This is a genomic window from Paraburkholderia antibiotica (genome assembly GCF_012927125.1).
GTDB classification, from domain to species: domain Bacteria; phylum Pseudomonadota; class Gammaproteobacteria; order Burkholderiales; family Burkholderiaceae; genus Paraburkholderia; species Paraburkholderia antibiotica.
In genome coordinates this window covers 15988-32484 of the sequence record NZ_JABBFZ010000038.1, presented here as the reverse complement: position 1 = coordinate 32484, position 16497 = coordinate 15988, and the positions used below count along the sequence as shown (strand labels likewise).

At 60.5% G+C, this 16497-nt stretch carries 11 protein-coding genes; 4 read left to right on the top strand and 7 right to left on the bottom strand.

Annotated features, from left to right (window positions below; genetic code table 11):
* From HHL14_RS31890 to HHL14_RS31875, 5 genes are all read right to left on the bottom strand, one after another.
* Window positions 1-604 (bottom strand): amino acid permease (locus tag HHL14_RS31890; RefSeq protein ID WP_169501585.1); only part of this gene is annotated, 604 nt, incomplete at its 3' end.
* A 418-nt stretch (window positions 605-1022) separates the two neighbouring features.
* Entirely contained in the window at window positions 1023-2360 is a 1338-nt protein-coding gene (locus HHL14_RS31885; protein WP_169501584.1) for an ATP-binding protein, read from the bottom strand.
* Window positions 2357-3097, bottom strand: a complete 741-nt coding sequence (locus tag HHL14_RS31880) for a response regulator (protein ID WP_169501583.1) — start codon at window positions 3095-3097, stop codon at window positions 2357-2359. The genes HHL14_RS31885 and HHL14_RS31880 overlap by 4 nt, the downstream gene beginning before the upstream one ends.
* 24 nt (window positions 3098-3121) lie before the next feature.
* The gene (locus HHL14_RS33690) at window positions 3122-3244 is read right to left on the bottom strand and encodes a hypothetical protein (RefSeq protein WP_268966670.1); all 123 of its coding nucleotides are present in this window, start codon (window positions 3242-3244) and stop codon (window positions 3122-3124) included.
* A complete protein-coding gene (locus HHL14_RS31875; RefSeq protein ID WP_169501582.1) occupies window positions 3241-3612 on the bottom strand; it encodes a GFA family protein in 372 nt (123 codons plus the stop codon). Before HHL14_RS31875 ends, HHL14_RS33690 begins: the two co-directional genes overlap by 4 nt.
* A gap of 656 nt (window positions 3613-4268) precedes the next feature.
* On the opposite strand from HHL14_RS31875, the gene HHL14_RS31870 reads away from it, so the two are divergent.
* Window positions 4269-5312: a patatin-like phospholipase family protein gene (locus HHL14_RS31870; RefSeq protein ID WP_206002613.1), complete on the top strand. Its 1044-nt coding sequence runs from the start codon at window positions 4269-4271 to the stop codon at window positions 5310-5312.
* 2 nt (window positions 5313-5314) lie between these two features.
* Window positions 5315-6811 (top strand): GntP family permease, encoded by a 1497-nt coding sequence (locus HHL14_RS31865; RefSeq protein ID WP_169501581.1) that lies wholly within the window; start codon window positions 5315-5317, stop codon window positions 6809-6811.
* A gap of 160 nt (window positions 6812-6971) precedes the next feature.
* Here HHL14_RS31865 and HHL14_RS31860 read toward each other — a convergent pair whose 3' ends face one another.
* Complete coding sequence (locus HHL14_RS31860) at window positions 6972-8375, bottom strand: replication initiation protein (protein WP_169501580.1); 1404 nt, start codon at window positions 8373-8375, stop codon at window positions 6972-6974.
* Window positions 8376-9424: 1049 nt separating this feature from the next.
* Between HHL14_RS31860 and HHL14_RS31855 the strand changes: the two genes are divergently transcribed.
* Window positions 9425-10636 carry a ParA family protein gene (locus HHL14_RS31855; RefSeq protein WP_169501579.1) on the top strand — a complete coding sequence of 404 codons (1212 nt, stop codon included), beginning with the start codon at window positions 9425-9427 and terminating at the stop codon, window positions 10634-10636.
* A complete protein-coding gene (locus HHL14_RS31850) occupies window positions 10633-11607 on the top strand; it encodes a ParB/RepB/Spo0J family partition protein (RefSeq protein ID WP_169501578.1) in 975 nt (324 codons plus the stop codon). The genes HHL14_RS31855 and HHL14_RS31850 overlap by 4 nt, the downstream gene beginning before the upstream one ends.
* A gap of 2212 nt (window positions 11608-13819) precedes the next feature.
* Here HHL14_RS31850 and HHL14_RS31845 read toward each other — a convergent pair.
* Window positions 13820-15874, bottom strand: coding sequence for an esterase/lipase family protein (locus tag HHL14_RS31845; protein ID WP_230413301.1), 2055 nt, complete (start codon window positions 15872-15874; stop codon window positions 13820-13822).
* Window positions 15875-16497 lie beyond the last annotated feature (623 nt).

Genomic DNA, 16497 nt, shown 5'->3' with positions numbered 1-16497 from the left:
TCGTCGCGCGCACCTGCTCGAAGATGTTGCCTTCGAGCCCGCCGCCATACAGGTTCGCCTGGAACAGGTCCATCCTGAAGCCGAAGATCAGGATCACGATGAACACGAGGATCGGTATGACCTTGGCCACCGTCACGATACTGTTGATGAATGCCGCCTGCTGCACCCCCTTCAGGATCATGAAGTGGAACAGCCAGATGCCGCACGACGCGACGATGATCGCCACCGCCGTATTGCCTTCGCCGAACACCGGGAAGAACGCGCCGAGCGTCGACTTGATCAGCACCCAGTACGACACGTTGCCGATGCAGCTGCCAATCCAGTAACCGAAGGCCGACAGGAAGCCGGGGTAGTCGCCGAAGCCCTCCTTCGCGTACGCGAACACGCCGGCGTCGAGCTCGGGCTTGCGTTCGGCCAGCGACTGGAACACCCGCGCCAGCATGTACATGCCGGTGCCGGCAATCAGCCACGCGATGACCGCGCCCAGCGGGCCCGTCGCGTTCGCGAACGTCCGCGGCAGCGAAAAGATCCCGGCGCCAACCATGCCGCCCACCACCATCCCGGTGAGCTGCATCTTCGACATTTTTTGCTCAGTAGACGCCATTCGGATTCCTTTTTAGTTACTTTTTCACCAGGGGTGTGTAATCAGATCGAACGAAACGTGTCTCCCAGCCAATCGCCTCCTGACCGGCTGTCATACTCAGCAACCAACACGTGAAAAGGATGGTCTGTCCGTTGGCATTTGTCAATTGATCGCCAGATCATTAGCGCTTCGCCGATGCGCTTGTGTCCGGCATTCAGGTATTGGCTAACGGGAAATCGTAATGCCGGAATAAGTCAATTTGTCGTCGAAGTGGCCTGGCAAGCGCTCCGGCAGCCCGATACACGCTCGATCAGCGTCATCCCGGTGCGCGAAGCGTCATGAGCGGAAAAGAATAAGCGCCGTCATTTGCGGCGCTCTCGATTTAACACTTTTATTGCTATCGCAAACAAAGCGATATGCCGCAACAAGCTGTTCAAATCTAAACTAATTTTCTCAATGTCAGACGCGCTTCGAGTCCGCCGCCAACGCGGTTGTGCAGCGTCAGCGTCGCGTCCATTGCGAGCGCAAGTTGCCGCGCGATCGCAAGACCGAGGCCGGTGCCGCCCGTCTGGCGATTACGCGAGCCTTCCAGTCGATAGAACGGCTCGAACACGGTCTCCAGCGACTCGGCCGGAATTCCCGGCCCACGATCGAGTACCGACACGGTCGCTTCACCGTCGTGCAGAGCGCCGATATCGATCTGCGCGGCGCCGCCGAACTTCAGCGCGTTATCGACCAGATTGCCGACGATGCGCCGCAATGCTTGCGGGCGCAACGTGAGCGACTGGCCGAAGCGCCCCTCGAGCGATACCTCCTGCCCCGCATCGACGTAATCGCATACGAGGCTATCGAACAGCGCATCGGGATCGATGCGGCGCGGCACCTCGGTCGTGCCGTGCATCGTGCGCGCATAGGTGACGCCCTCCTTGACGAGCGCCTCCATCTCCCGCAGATCCTGGCGCAGCTTCGCGGCCTCGGCTTCGTTGTCCATCGTATCGACGCGCAGACGCATGCGCGTGATCGGTGTCTGCAGATCGTGCGAGATCGCCGCGAGAATCTGCATGCGCTCGGTCATATAGGTCGAGATCCGATCCTGCATCGCGTTGAACGCGCGCGCGGCGCGCGCCACTTCGGACGGACCGCTCTCGGGCAAGCGCTCGGCCTTCAGGTCTGGGCCAAGTGTGTCGGCGGCCAGCGCCAGCTGATGCAGCGGGCGCGTCGCGAGCCGCACCGCGAGCCAGCAGCACGCGGCCAGCACGAGCAGTTGCAGCGTCAGCACGAGTGGCAGCCAGCGCGACAGCGGCGCGCCGGGCATCGGGCGCAGGTCGATGGTGAGCGGCGTGCCGTCGCTCAGCCGCAGGTGGACCTGCAGACGCTCACGGTCGCCAGGCACCGCGTTAACGGTCAACGGATAGCGCGTGCCGATGCCGTCGCCGATCGATTGCGCGACTCGCGCGGACAGACTCGCATCGACCGGCGTGCCGGGCACGCCGGGTCCAAGCACGAACTCGTAGCTGCGCCGCGCGAGCCGCGGCAGCCACTGCGCGCGTTCGTCGGGCGGCAGATGATCGAGCAGCGCGACCGAGCTCGCGACCTCGCGCTCGATATAGCCCATCATCACGTTGGTCATCGTCTGGTCGCGCTCGGTCATGGTCAGCCAGAACGACAGCGTCTGCGCGAGCGCGAGCCCGACGAACAGGATCACCGCGAGCCGCGCGAACAACGTGCGTGGCCAGTGCGGCCAGCGCGACCGTTCCGGCACGGCCAGCGAACTCATTGCGGATCTCCGAGCGCGGTCACCGCCGCGGAAAACACATAGCCTTCGCTGCGCAGCGTCTTGATGTAGCGCGGCTCGCGCGCGCCGTCGCGCAGACGCTGACGCAGACGGCTCACCATCAGATCGATCGAGCGGTCGAACGGATCGGCCTGGCGGCCTTGCGTGAGGTTGAGCAGCTGGTCGCGCGTGAGCACGCGCTGCGGATGATCGAGAAACACCCGCAGCAGACGATACTCGGCGCCGCTCAACGCGACCTCCGTGCCGTCCGCGTCGAGCAGATGGCGCGCCGTGGTGTCGAGCCGCCACTCGCCGAAGCACAGCATCGGCGCCGATTCGGTCACCTGCATGCCAGGCGGTAGCATGCGCGCGCGGCGCAGCACCGAGCGGATCCGCGCGAGCAGTTCACGCGCGGCAAACGGCTTGGACAGATAATCGTCGGCGCCCATTTCGAGGCCGACGATCCGGTCCGCTTCCTCGTTGCGCGCGGTCAGCATCAGCACAGGCACCGTGCGAAATTTGCCGGCGCGCAATTCGCGGCACAGTTCGAGCCCGTCTTCGCCGGGCAGCATCAGGTCAAGCACGATCAGGTCGGGCGCGCCGTTATCGAGCGCGGCGCGCATCTGGCAGCCGTTGGCCGCAAGCGATACGCGCATGCCGTTTTTCTCGAGATAACCGGCGAGCAATTCGCGTATGCCGCGATCGTCATCGACAATCAATACGTGGTCGGGGGGTTCCATTAACGGAAGAACGGATCAAGGGATTTATCGGCGGCGACGTTTGAGTTGCACGCCGGCCGCCGGGATCGATGAACACTGGAACGGATGCGCGAGTTCGGCCGCCAGACCACCGGCGACGAATAGCGCGATCGTCAGGAAGCGTCTCATGCATCCTCCAGCACGGAAAGGCTCGCACCGTCGGCCACGCTGGCTTCGAGCGCATACGGGTCGACGCCGTCGAGGCAGCCGATATTGACGCGCCATCGCAGCGGGTCCTTACGCGTCTGATGAAACGGATAGATGCCGCAATGCTTGCAGAAATAGTGCTTCGCGACTTTCGTGTTGAACTGGTAAAGCGTCAGCGAATCTTCGCCGCTCAGAATCTTCAGCTGGCCGGCGGGAAAGAGCGGCGTCATCAACGCGCCCTTGCGACGGCACAGGCTGCAATTGCAGCGGCCGGCAGGCGTGAGTTCGGTACGGACTTCGAAACGGATGGCCCCGCAGTGACAGGACCCGTGCAGCAATTCGGCGCTCATCGTGCTCTCCGTGATCTGGCGATGCCTGCTTTATAGCCTGGTTCGTCAGTCGAATTATGTCGTAGTGTATCTGGCCATCGAGCCGATACACTACATTGCAATAAACCCGCGATTAACCGATGCGCAACGGCCAACCTATATAGCGTAGCGGCGAATTGCCGGCTGAATTCGCACGTAAGGGCAGACGAATAGCGTATGCCGCCGGATTGCCGCCTCATTCCTTTTTGATTTCAACTGACTATCCGACGGCCCTGCTGTGCTTATCAACGGGAGCCAAGCCGGACCGTACACCGGACCTACGCCAGCCGGCTTCCCTACACGCCTTTTTTGACCTCGTCGTGACCGGCCAGCCCGCTATATTCCGCTGCGGCAGATCAGCTTGCCAAGCACACGCCATGTGCCAGCAAGTGGGCAATGACGGCTGTGGGCCCATTGCGCGTCATGCCGGCCGGTCAAAATGAATACGCTTGACTTTTAATCGACGGCCACTTCCAATACCCATTGTGCAGTGCGGCGTTTCGGATATGAAACGTATTGTCCGTCATTGCGCTGTTCAAACATAAGCCTTTCAAACGCATTAAGTCCGCCGTTCATTCGTCCGCCGTACACTCGGCGTCAGCTCGCGAAATGGAGCACTCCTCAATACGGGAGTTGTCTTGGCTGCAACGAAAAACCAACCCGCGCGCCGCGAACCCGCCCGCATCGATCTCGCGTTGCAAGGCGGCGGTTCGCACGGTGCTTTTACATGGGGCGTCCTCGACCGTTTGCTCGAAGAGCCCTGGTTGCAGATCGAAGGGATCTCGGGAACCTCGGCCGGCGCGATGAATGCGGCCGTGCTGGTGAGCGGCTATCAGGTCGACGGCCCCGCCGGCGCGCGCGCCGCGCTTGAGGCCTTCTGGCGGCGGGTGTTCGAGGCGTCGCTGTTCAGCCCGTTCCGCCGCAGCCCGTTCGACGTGATGATGGGCCGCTGGACGCTCGACTATTCGCCGCTCTTCATCGCGATGGATCTCGCGGCGCGCATGTTCTCGCCGTACGACCTGAATCCGCGCGGCGTGCATCCGCTGCAGAAGATCCTGCAGGAGTCGATCGACTTCGCTCATCTGCGCGACGCGCCGATCAAGCTGTTCATCACCGCGACGCGCGTGCGCACCGGTCAGGCGCGGGTGTTCCGCAATGCCGACCTGACGCCGGACGTGCTGCTCGCCTCCGGCTGTCTGCCGACCCTGTTCCAGGCGGTGCAGATCGACGGCGAAGACTACTGGGACGGCGGCTACGCCGGCAATCCGACGATCACGCCGCTGGTGCGCGAATGCACGTCGAGCGACACGCTGCTCATCCAGGTCAACCCGGTCGAGCGCGACGAGACGCCACGCACCGCGCGCGACATCATCAGCCGCCTGAACGAGATCGCGTTCAACGCGCCGCTCATGAAAGAGTTGCGGATGATCGCGCTGCTGCGCCGCGCCGCGGACGCTGGTAGTGACGAAGGCCGCCACTGGGCGGAGATGCGCATTCACCGGATCTCGAGCGACGTGATGACGGAGCTCGGCTATTCGTCGAAGCTGAACGCCGAGTGGAGCTTCCTGACGATGCTGCGCGACGAGGGCCGGCGCGCGGCGGAGACCTTCCTCGCCGAACAGGGCGATTCGATCGGCGTGCGCTCCTCGCTCGATCTCGACGCGTTGCTCGACGGAGTCTGACCATGGACGTCATCATGCTGTCGCCGCTCGCGATCGGTCTCGGGCTCTTTGGCATGCTCGCGAGTCTCGCGCTGCTGATCGGTTTCGCGTATCGCGGCTGGACCGTGCTGCTGCTCGCGCCGTTCGCCGCCATGCTGGCCGCCGCGATTTCGGGCGAACCGGTGCTCGCGCACTGGACCCAGACCTTCATGAACAGCGCCGCGCGGTTTCTCGCGCAGTTCTTTCCGCTCTTCCTGCTCGGCGCGCTGTTCGGCAAGCTGATGGAAGACAGCGGCTCGGTCAAGGCCATCGCCGACTATATGACGGAGAAACTCGGCGCGCATCGGGCGATACTCGCGGTCGTGATCGGCGGGGCGCTCGTCACCTATGGCGGGGTGAGTCTGTTCGTCGCGTTCTTCGTGATCGCGCCGATGGCGACCGCCCTCTTCCAGGCCGCCAACATTCCGCGTCGTCTGATGCCGGCCGCGATCGCACTCGGCACGTCGACGTTCACGATGTCCGCATTGCCGGGCACGCCCGCGATCCAGAACGCGATCCCGATGCCGTTCTTCGGCACGACGCCGTTCGCAGCGCCGGGGCTCGGCGTGATCGCAAGTATCGTGATGGTCGCGTTCGGGCTCTGGTGGTTGTCCCTGCAACAATCGCGCGCCAAAGCCGCCAACGAGGGTTTCGACGGTTTTCACGCAGCGGCGCAGGTCGCGAAGCCGGCCGCCGATTCGGGTCTCGTGCGCGAGCGTGCAACCGTGTCGCAGAGCTTCGATCCGGAGGAAGTCGCGCGCGGACACATCAGCGAAGACCTGCCGTCGTTCGGCATCGCGATGACGCCGCTCGTGCTGGTGGTGCTGGTGAACTTCGTGATGAACGTGATCGTGCTGCCGCGTATCGACGCCGACTACCTGGCCGACGCGCGCTGGGGCGGGACGTCGCTGGCGGCGGTCGGTGGCGTGTGGGGCGTGTGCGTCGCGTTGACCGTGGCGATCATCGCGCTGGTTCTGCTCAATCGCCGTCGCTTGCCGGCGCTGCGCGCCACCATCGACGCGGGCGCGAACGCATCGGTGCTGCCGGTGCTGAGCGTTGGCAGTCTGGTCGGCTATGGCGCGGTGATCGCCGCGCTGCCCGCGTTCGCGCTGGTGCGCGAATGGGTGCTCGGCATCGGCGGCGGTCCGCTCGTGTCGCTGGCGGTTGCCACCAACCTGCTCGCGGCGCTGACCGGCTCGGCATCGGGCGGCCTGACCATCGCACTCGATGCACTCGGCAGCACCTATTTGCAACTGGCCGGCCAATACGGCATCGATCCTGCGTTGCTGCATCGGGTCGCGGTGATCTCGTCGGGCACGCTCGACAGCCTGCCGCATAACGGCGCGGTCGTGACGCTGCTCGCGGTGTGCGGCTCGACGCACCGCGAGAGCTATCGCGACATCGTGATCGTGGGGATTCTCGGCGCGCTGCTCGCACTGGTGGTGGTGATCGTGCTGGGGTCGCTGGTCGGATCGTTCTGAGCAAGCGCTTCAGGTAGCGAGGGCTCCTGTGCTGACGAAGCTTTACGTCAGTGCAGGAGCCCTTTGTTTTGCGCGGGTAATTCGTGTTAGTCGCGTTGGCCGTGTTAGGCGTGTTGCGCGTGTTCTCCGCAGCTACTCCCGCGCGGGTCGCAGCGCAAGCTTATGCTGCGGCGCGCGCCGCGTTCATGCGGCCGAACACGAACTGCCCCAGGTACCAGACCAGCTCGGTGTTCGCGAAGATCGCCTCTTCGGTCACCGTCGACGGTTCGAGCTTCATGCGACGCAGCATCAGCTTGCCTTCGCGCGACGTCGTCCACGCATGCATCAGTTCCTTGCGCGTCTTCGCGTCGGCCGCGCTGAAATGGTCGCGGCCTTTGCGTGAATCCTCGTTCATGCGCGCGCGCACTTCTTCGTCGCGCGTGGCGATGCTGTGCGCGACGGTCTTGCGCGTTTCGGTCTTGACCGCCTGCTCCTGCACTTCTTCGGCGATCAGCCGCGCCTGCACGTCGACCATGGTCCGCTCGGCGTCCGACATCTTCCAGTTGTCGCGCAGCGCACGCATCAGATAACCAGCCGGGCTCTTCTTGACCTGACCACGCTTGATCCTGAAGCGCGTGTATTCGACGGCCTGCTGGATGCGCTCGTCGGTCCAGACGTCGCGATACTCCGAAATTTCGCTGAACTGCTTGGTCGACAGGCCGAATTCGTCGGTAAGAATCTTGTACAGATGGCTCGCGTCCGCGAGGCTGGCGAGCACCGCGTCGGCCGTGTCCTTGCGTTTGAGCAGGAAACGGATACGGTCGATTTTCTTCGACGTCGTCGAGGCGGTCCGCGTCTCGTACGAGAGCTCGATGTCGGACACGTCGTTGATCTCGCGCACTGCCGGCTCGAGCCAGTCGCGCTTGAAGTATTTGAAAATGGCAGCGTTCGCGCCCATTTTGCCGGGCCAGTTGCGCATTTCCTCGAGCTGAATCCAGTCCGTGCGCGCGGCAGGCACGTGCGGCAGCACCTTGTCGTAGATCGCGCGCGCAAGGCTACGCGTGAACGCGGTGGAAATGCGCAGGCTCAACCAGTGCGATTTCTGCGGATCGCGGATGTGCGGCACGAGCCGCGGATGAACGTCGAAACGCATCCGGCCGCGATGAAAGCCGACCATACCGATCAGTTGAACCTGGACCCACAGGTCGTCCTCGTTCGGATCGCGGTCCATCGGCGTATTGGTGACGCGGACTTTGGCGTTCTGCGCTTCGTCGGCGATCGTGCGCAGGTGCTTCAGATTGCGGCTGTCGTAACGCATCAGCCACTTGAAGTAATTGAGCTCGACGTCGTACTGATCGCGCTGCTCGGGCTCCTGCGCGACGATGAAGTACGCGGCATCGAGAAAGCGCCGCGCCGGTAACCCCATATTGACGATTTCGGTGAAGAAGTCATTGCGCTGATAGCCGATCTCGCGATTGGCTTCGTTGATGCGCAACCCCTGGTCGAACATGTCTTCGAACAGCGCAAGCGCCATCTGGCGCGAGGTCGCTTTCGACTTGCCCTCCTCCGGATTGTCCGCCGCCATGTTCTTCGTCCACTTTTTCGCTCCCGGGACTGTAAGCAGGCGGTGGTGAGCTGTCAACACACAGAACCTCACCTTCGAAGCCGCGATGCCGGGGAGCGTCCAAGGTTTGCGTCAGCGAACGTGTTTTCGCACATAGAACCTCACCTGATACACAACCAACCTCACCTCCGAATTCGCGCATAGCGCTTCAAAGCCTTGTGCCATCAGGCATTTGAGGCTGTCGGGCCGACTGTACACAACCAACCTCACCTGTGTGCAAGCCGTATCTGCAAGGCACACCGAATCTCACCTTGGTGGGGAAACAATCTCACCTTGCTGCACAGCGAACCGCACCTTCCTGCACAACAAACCTCACCTATGACACAACCTACCTCACCTTTCCGATACTAAGCATTTGAATCAATTGAAGATCGAAATCCTCCGTGGGTTTGTTGGTTCGTTCTGGTTTTTAAAAAACAACCTACAAACCGGCTGAACAGAAAAGGAAGAAATGGCGCAGCGCAGCATGGTGAGGTTGATTGTGCGAATTCGTTGATCGACGGGACAGCCGTTTTCGGAGCTAGGTGAGGTTCGTTGTGCATTCGGATGTGCTCCCCTGCTTTTGTGTCGACCGATGGTGCGTTGAGAGGCTATCGCGCGGGAATTTGTAGGTGAGGTTGATTGTGCATTTGCTCTTTTGAGCCTCTCGTTCCTCTCGAAGATTCGTTTTAAGGCTCTTAGAGGACGCTGAAGGTGAGGTTAATTGTGCTCAACGGAAAGCCTGCGGAGAGATAGAAACAGAAAAATGCACAAATGACCTCACCGGGCGCCTGTTTTTTAAGCAACTGCAGGGGGATGAAGCCGTTCTGGCTATGAAGGTGAGGTCATTTGTGCCTTACCGGGATGGGTTCTCGTGTCGAGAGTGAGCGTCCGTCGCTTATTTTCCGGACCCAATTAACCCAGAAATGCGAGAATGCACAAAAATCTGCATAAAAACAGTAATTTAAAAAGCTATTTCCAAGTATTTCCTGTATTCTGAGGTTTCTGGAATTTTATTGGAAAACCTCAGAATGGTCAGAACGAGCCAACTTCCTGCCGTAGATCGAACCGTTCACTTTGAGCAGATCAGCGAGTTCGCAGAAAAAGTCACGATTTTTACCAATGAGCTTCGTGACACGATTCTGGCTCCGCGTCCTAGAAAAGCGGCTCCCGTTTTTAAAACCGGCGAAATCGCTGAGATGTGCAACATCTCGCATTCGCAGGTTCAGTATCTTGCAACCAAGGGCGACAGTGAACTCCCGTCGGGCACCGCTGCAGGTACTGGGCGAACCCGCACCTTCACGCTGGAAGAAGCGCGCATCTGGGTGCAGAAAATTTCTGACATCTATCAGACGCCGTTGGTGACCCGGCTGAAGGAGCCGGCCGGCAAAATCATCATCACGGCCCAACTCAAAGGCGGCTCCGCAAAAACAACCACCACGATGTGCCTCGCGCAGGGACTGTCGTTGCGCGGGCGCAAGGTGCTGGTGGTCGACCTCGACCCGCAAGCGTCGCTTTCCGAATTGTGCGGTCTGTACGCGGAGAAGGACGTTACGCCGGAAGATACGGTGCTGCCCTACGTCTACGATCAGGATATCGAAGGCGGTCTGGAAGGTCGGATCCAGTCGACGTACTGGGACGGCATCGATGTGATTCCCGCGCATACGGAACTGATCGGTGCTGAATTCCATCTGCCGGCAATGCAGAAGATCCGACCGGGCTTCCGCTTCTGGACCGTGCTTCGCCAGGGCCTCGAGCCGTTGCGCAAGAAGTATGACTACATCCTGATGGACACGTCGCCGTCGCTGTCGTATCTCAATCTGAATGCGCTCATGGCCGCGGATGCGATGGTGATGCCGATGGTGCCGGAGAACCTCGACTTCATCAGTTCGCTGTCGTTCTGGCGATTGTTTTCGGACGTCTCGAAGAGCTTTATCAAGTTCGAGAAGGACAAGAAATACGACTTCGTTTCGCTGGTGCTGTCGCGGGTCGATTACGGGCGAAATTCGTCGGCGCCAATCGTGCGCGCGTGGGCGCAAAGCGCTTACGAAAACTGGCTGCATTCGATCGAAGTGCCGGCGAGTTCCGTGATGAGTACCGGTGCGTTGGCGTTCTCGACAGTGTTTGATATCAGCAGCAACCATAGCGCGGCTAAATCGCTACAACGCGTGCGGCAGCCTCTCGTCGACTACTGTCGCTGGATCGACGAGATTTATTCGGAAAAGTGGAGGAACGCGCAATGAGCAATATGCGAGAACAGTTGCTGGCCAAGACGTCCGGTATCCGTAAAACCTCGTCCATCAACGAGGAAGAGGTGAAGCGCAGCAATCGCACCCAGACGGCACCTGGACTTGCCGGCGCGCTGGCCGTTGCGCAACTTCGCGTGCAGGAGCTCGAGTCGACCGGTGTCGCGTCGCAGTTGCCGGTCGCGGGGATTTTGCCGAACCCCTGGCAGCCGCGCCGGGTGTTCAACGAGGCCAAGCTCGCGGAACTCGCTGAGTCCATCCGCGAGGTCGGGCTGATGCAGCCGATCGTGGTTCGTCGTGTCGCTGACGACTACCAGATCGTGGCCGGCGAGCGTCGCTGGCGCGCGCACAAGATGTTGGGACACGACACGATCAAGGCCGTGGTGGCAGACTGCTCCGATTCGGACATGGCTGTTTTGGCGATGGTCGAAAACATTAGCCGTGACGACTTGACCGACTATGAAATCGGCGTGTCGATCCGCCGATCGGAGACTGAGTTTCCGAATCGCAAGCGCCTCGCTGAAGCGATGGGATTGTCTCGCGCAGGGCTGTATCAGTTTCTCGCGTTCGATAATCTGCCGGATTTCATCAAAAAGGATCTGGATATCCAGCCACGTCTTTTGGGCGGAACGGCGGCGCAGGCGATCGCTGCGGCGATCAAGAAGCACGGTGAGGATGGCATCAAAGCTGCGCGTGAAATCTGGCCGCTTCTGGTTAGAGGCGAAATGGATCAGGGTAAGGTCGCGTCGGCGATTACCGCCTTGGCTACACGGCAGACGACGTCGGCAGGCACTAGCGGACGCAGCATCGAAAAGTTTTTCGCGGGACGGGAACACGCGGGCAGCATCACAAAGGACATCAGCAACTTCACGATAAAGATTAAGACCGGGGTGATCACCGAGGCCCAGGAGGTCCAGATCCGCCAACTGATTGGACAGATGTTCCAGTCACAACCGAAGACGAGTTGATCGTCGGTTGGATTTGATGTTGGAGAAAAGCCTGCTTTGAAGCGGGCTTTTTTATTGGTGCTTCGGGCCGTGGGGTTGGGACGGTTGAGTGTCTAGAGTCTAGACACCTGGCCGAGTAGGTAGGTGGGGTGTGTCTAGACTCTAGACACTTCACGGTGAGGTGCGAGTCAATGAAAATTTGGTGGGTTAGGTGGTGGCGATGCGGGTTTTCTATGCGGGATACCCCAGGACGATGGCTCATTCCGGTCTCAAGATCTACTGTCGGTCCCGCCGCCAGCAGTCCATGGCGATGGTCTTGGGGTCGGAAAAAGTCGATCGGTTGTTTGCCCAAGATCGACTGATGCGCTGAGCACTGGATTGCCATCCGAGAAATAACCGAGCCCGACGCTCGCGCGTGACCCTGGAGAGCCATGCTTCAATCCGCCGGGTGTTCGTTAGCCGGGTTGAGAGGTTGTGGTAAGCCGACATCAATTTGATGTTGACCTGTCCCGATGTCGGACGCGCCGGAAGGCATCGGCATAGTCGGATGTCGCCGGAAGCTTCAACTCGAATGGCGGGGACTTTACAGACAACAATGGCCTTGGACGGTTTCGACGATGGCATTCGCTGAACGCATCAATTAGACCGGTTGCTGTATCTGTGCTCCTCATACTTCTTGGATCGTCGCCTTCCGACGCGTGCTGTTCGAAAGGAGATTCGGAGTCGAGGATTGAATCTTCCGTGGCGCGGTTCCCAAGGATCGGCGGGAAATCCGCGGGAATGCCAGAAAGGGACACTGGGCGCAGTCTGGAACTAACTAGAAATTTCCTCTCGAAAGATCATGTTCCCCTTTGACGCCACTCCGTGTACGAGTCTTTAGTGTCCGGCAAAATAAATAGCTTCCTTGCGACGACACCAAGCCTCAACTTTTCGGAAACGATAGATAGCCGCCACGCACAAGGTTGTGCTGCGGACTTCGTCGAAAACGGCTCCTGCCCGTTCGGAAGAAATGTCACAGCGAAGGCGATAGACAACGACAGTCTTGCGGACACGAATTGAGCAGTGCCATCTGAACGTGGATATCGATCGGCTAACCCGGCAACCCGTTGCAGAGCCGGTCTGTTTCGAGTGCGTGTGGCTATCGAGAACTATCCGAATCTGGTGCTGGGAAAGGGCTGGGGTAAGGCGGTGGCCGATTTCGGACATTAATGGAAGTTGCTATCTGCCAAGAATTGGAGACCTGGACATATCAAGTCCGACCAGAACTTAGCTTTTTTGCTCCCGCAAAAAGCAACCAAATCGCGTGCCAACGACAGATATGCTGATGTGAAAGTGGTCCTCCCCAGTTCGCCCGTCCCCGCGCTTCCGCCCATTAGAGCGACTTTGGTCGAGAATGCGAATCTCACAAATAGCGCGATCACGACCTACCTACCGGGCACCTGTTTTCGGGACAGCCGGCATTCCGCGGCTATGGAACTCGGTCTCGATCCTCACGGCAATCCATTGAACCGGGGCTTGCTGTCGAGTTCACTGGCCCGAAGACTTCTTCCCCCGGAACGACCAACTCTCCCATCCGATTCTGTCGCCGCTTCGTCTATTCCCAATCGGCAGATTCGCCAGCTTCCTTGCGCTTGCCCCAGCAGCGATAACGTCCCTAGTCGATTCCTCCGCTAGCTCCGCACGTGCGCTGCTCGATGCTTTCCTTCTCTCAACCTCAATACCATGTGCATCACGAGCGGCCGACAGCGTCTTCCTCTTCGAAACAGAGGCCCCACGACATAAGATCAACAGGGGCGTGCGAGCGATTTCGCCGATACGCCGAGCTTCATATCGTGCGTTGCATGCGATTGTGAGCGCGGCCTATTCGAAGGGAGCGGTCGAAAAGAACGGCAGCACGAGGCCAATTTATTATTTGGGGCCATAACAAATATTTGCCGCTCCTGCCTTAATTCGAGCAAAGTAACGACGATTCGACCGTTGCGCGCTCAAGGAAAACATTCTCCAGTCGAATCGACGAGCTTTTTCACCGTGAAACATTCGAGAGTCTCGGCGCCGCGAAGCAACCCACTGTTTTTTAAACCCTTTCCGGATTTTTCGAACCCATGTTTCACGGAAAAAGGGAGCATCTGTCCGGAAACGCGAACCACTCGTATTAGCCCGCGAATCCCGCGCGAATAATGATGGGCCTGCCGACGAGGCGTAGCATTTGCTACGTAATTTGTAGCAACGATTTTCAGGGTAGAGACGGCGAGTGCTCGTCGCTTTTGCCACTACACACTTCCCCGCGCTGATCGATCTGCTCAATGTCCTCGTGCAGGATCCGCCTGATCTCGAGGATCGCTTGCGGCGTCTCCTGCACGCTATGCCCGGCGACGATCACCATTTCCGACTGCGCGCCTGCGAGATGCGCGCTGCGATAAGGCACCACGCCATCGTTGGAATCTTCGAGCGGGCCGTTCGCGTTGCGCCTCGCGATGATCGAGTGGAAGCACACGCGCGGACTGATCGGCAATTGCGAGGTCGCGCGAATCAGCGGATCGGTTTCGCGCAACTGTTCGATGCTGTTCGGCACATGAAGGGTCTTGCCTTGCGAATCGATGTTGGTTGCCGTCTGCAGCACGTCCTCGATTTCGTTCAGAAGGGCGAGTGGCAGGCGTATGAGATTGGCCGCCCAGCGCGATAACCGGTTGCTCGCGAACGGCGTGCCGCGATGCGGCGCGGCAATAAAAATCGCGCGCTCGACCTGCGGCATCGGTGTGAACGTTAGCAACCGATTGAGCCGCTCCTCGTGGCGATCGATGTCCGCCCCCTCCGGCACGTAGTTGGCCTTGAACGCGGTCCAGAGTTCGTCGTCGGAAGTCGACACGAGCAGTCTTGCCAGAACGCCGCCCATGCTGTGTCCGATCAGCACCATGCCGTGCGACGCGGGCGCCGTGCCGTCGGGATCGAAGTGGGCAAGCGTCTGCTGCGCGGCGCGCCGGATTCGCGCGAGGTTGACCAGAATCGGTGCGTTGGTCGGGTAGTAGACCTGCCACACCTGGAAATGCTGTCGCAGCATTTCGTCGCCCTGAATATCGTTGGCGACGTTGACCCATGCTTCCGGGCTGCTTGCGAGACCGTGCAGCATCAGCACGATCCGTCGATTGGGATCGTACGGCTGCATCATATAGATGCGCGGACTATCGATGCCGCGCGCGCGTCCGAACAGCGTGCGCAAAGACTGACCGGCAAAGCCCGAACGGGCGAGCCAGATTCCATAGCCCGCACTGAAGTTGGCCGATAGCGGCACGGTCTGCCCATGCCGCTCGACACTTTCTTCGCGGTACGGATCGTAGACGGACAGCACGACGTCGTGCGACGCCAGCACCTGGTCGAGCGTGCCCTGGCTGAACCAGATCAACGCGGTGACGTTCGGCGATGGCATTTCACTGAAGAATGGCGTCGCTACGACGCGTCGCTTCGAGCGTGTTCCGCCGCGTGGCGACATGCTGCTTTGGGTCGTAGTGCTTGCGCGAGCATCGGCGCTTCTGTCGCGACTGTTATCGTTACTGGCGTTGTCATCGCTATCGGTGCTGTCGGTGCTTCCATCGGGCGGTGGAACGTTCATCACCGCGACGAGTTCCGCGCCCAAACCATCGCGCCGGTAGATGCTGCGGATCCCCGCAAACGACAGCCGCGATGCCGGAATCACTTCGCTCAGGCCGTGCACGCCCTCGGGCAGCCGGACCCGACTGAGGTCGAGATGAATGCTCCAGCCCGCAATGAACTGCGTGCCCGGCTCGCCGTTACCGGCATCGGTATCGAGCGCGCCGCGCAGGAACAGCGCGCGCGCCAGCTCCTGCACGGCGTAGTTATAGTAGTCGCGGACCTGGGTCTGCCGATCCTCGAACGCGCGCTCGCCGGCGGTACGCTGACCGAGGAACAGAAACGCATAGGAAAACCGTGCGGCCCGGAGCCATAGATCGAACTGGGCGTCGCTCCATTCGGTCGCATTGGCCGGCGTATGAGTCATTGCCATCTGCAACGACAGCTCCGCGAGGCTCGACAGCCGACGGTCGACGTTGATGCCGCCCACAGTCGAAATCGTATTGATGCAGTCGAGCGGTTCGCGCTGGCAGGTGTTTTCGTCGAGTGCCGCGCCGTGAAGCGTGTCGCGCGTCGCGGCGCTGAGCCGGCCGGTCGACAGAATGTCGCCGCGCCGCATCGCGATGTATTGCTCGGGGCCGAGCGAACTGACCGTCACCATCGCACACCCGGAGAGCAGACTGACCGCCAGTAGCGCGAGCATCAGGCAATGCGATATCCATGATGAGCGCGCGCGTGTCATCGTGCGTGGGTAGTGCGCGCGTTGTCCGGCCATGCCGCGGCGAGCGGGGAGTGGGGTTGAGTCGTGTGCTGTGGCGTGCAGTCAGTCGTCATGCCGTGGATCGTTGTCATCGCTGAATGACCGAAAGGCCCGCTGTCTGCTCCCTGCGTGAACGGCCGCAATGACGACTGCCATGTCGACCGACTGCGACGCTGCAACGGCCAACAGCTGTCTTGTGCCGACGCGACTCACAGGCGCAGCCCGATGCACCGGAGCCACCGTGTCGACGGGTACTCCGGGTAAGCGGAGTACTGTACGCCCGCCCAATTGCTTGCGCAAGAAGCGCTGCGCCGGACAATGCACGGCGAATGCAGAGGGAAAGAAAACGGATTTGGCACGCGAGCCGGCTCGCTGTCGGCGATACGCAATTCCTTTAAACATGCAGTATTTGCCGAATTGCATTCGTCGAATAGTAAAGCCGATAGCCGTGCCTGTTTTTTCGGCGCCGCGAGTCACGAAGTTCACGGAATAAATCGCTATCCAATTTATGGATATCAGGGCAATTGACGGCGCGTGCATGGATCGGCCATCATGCCTGTGCGAAC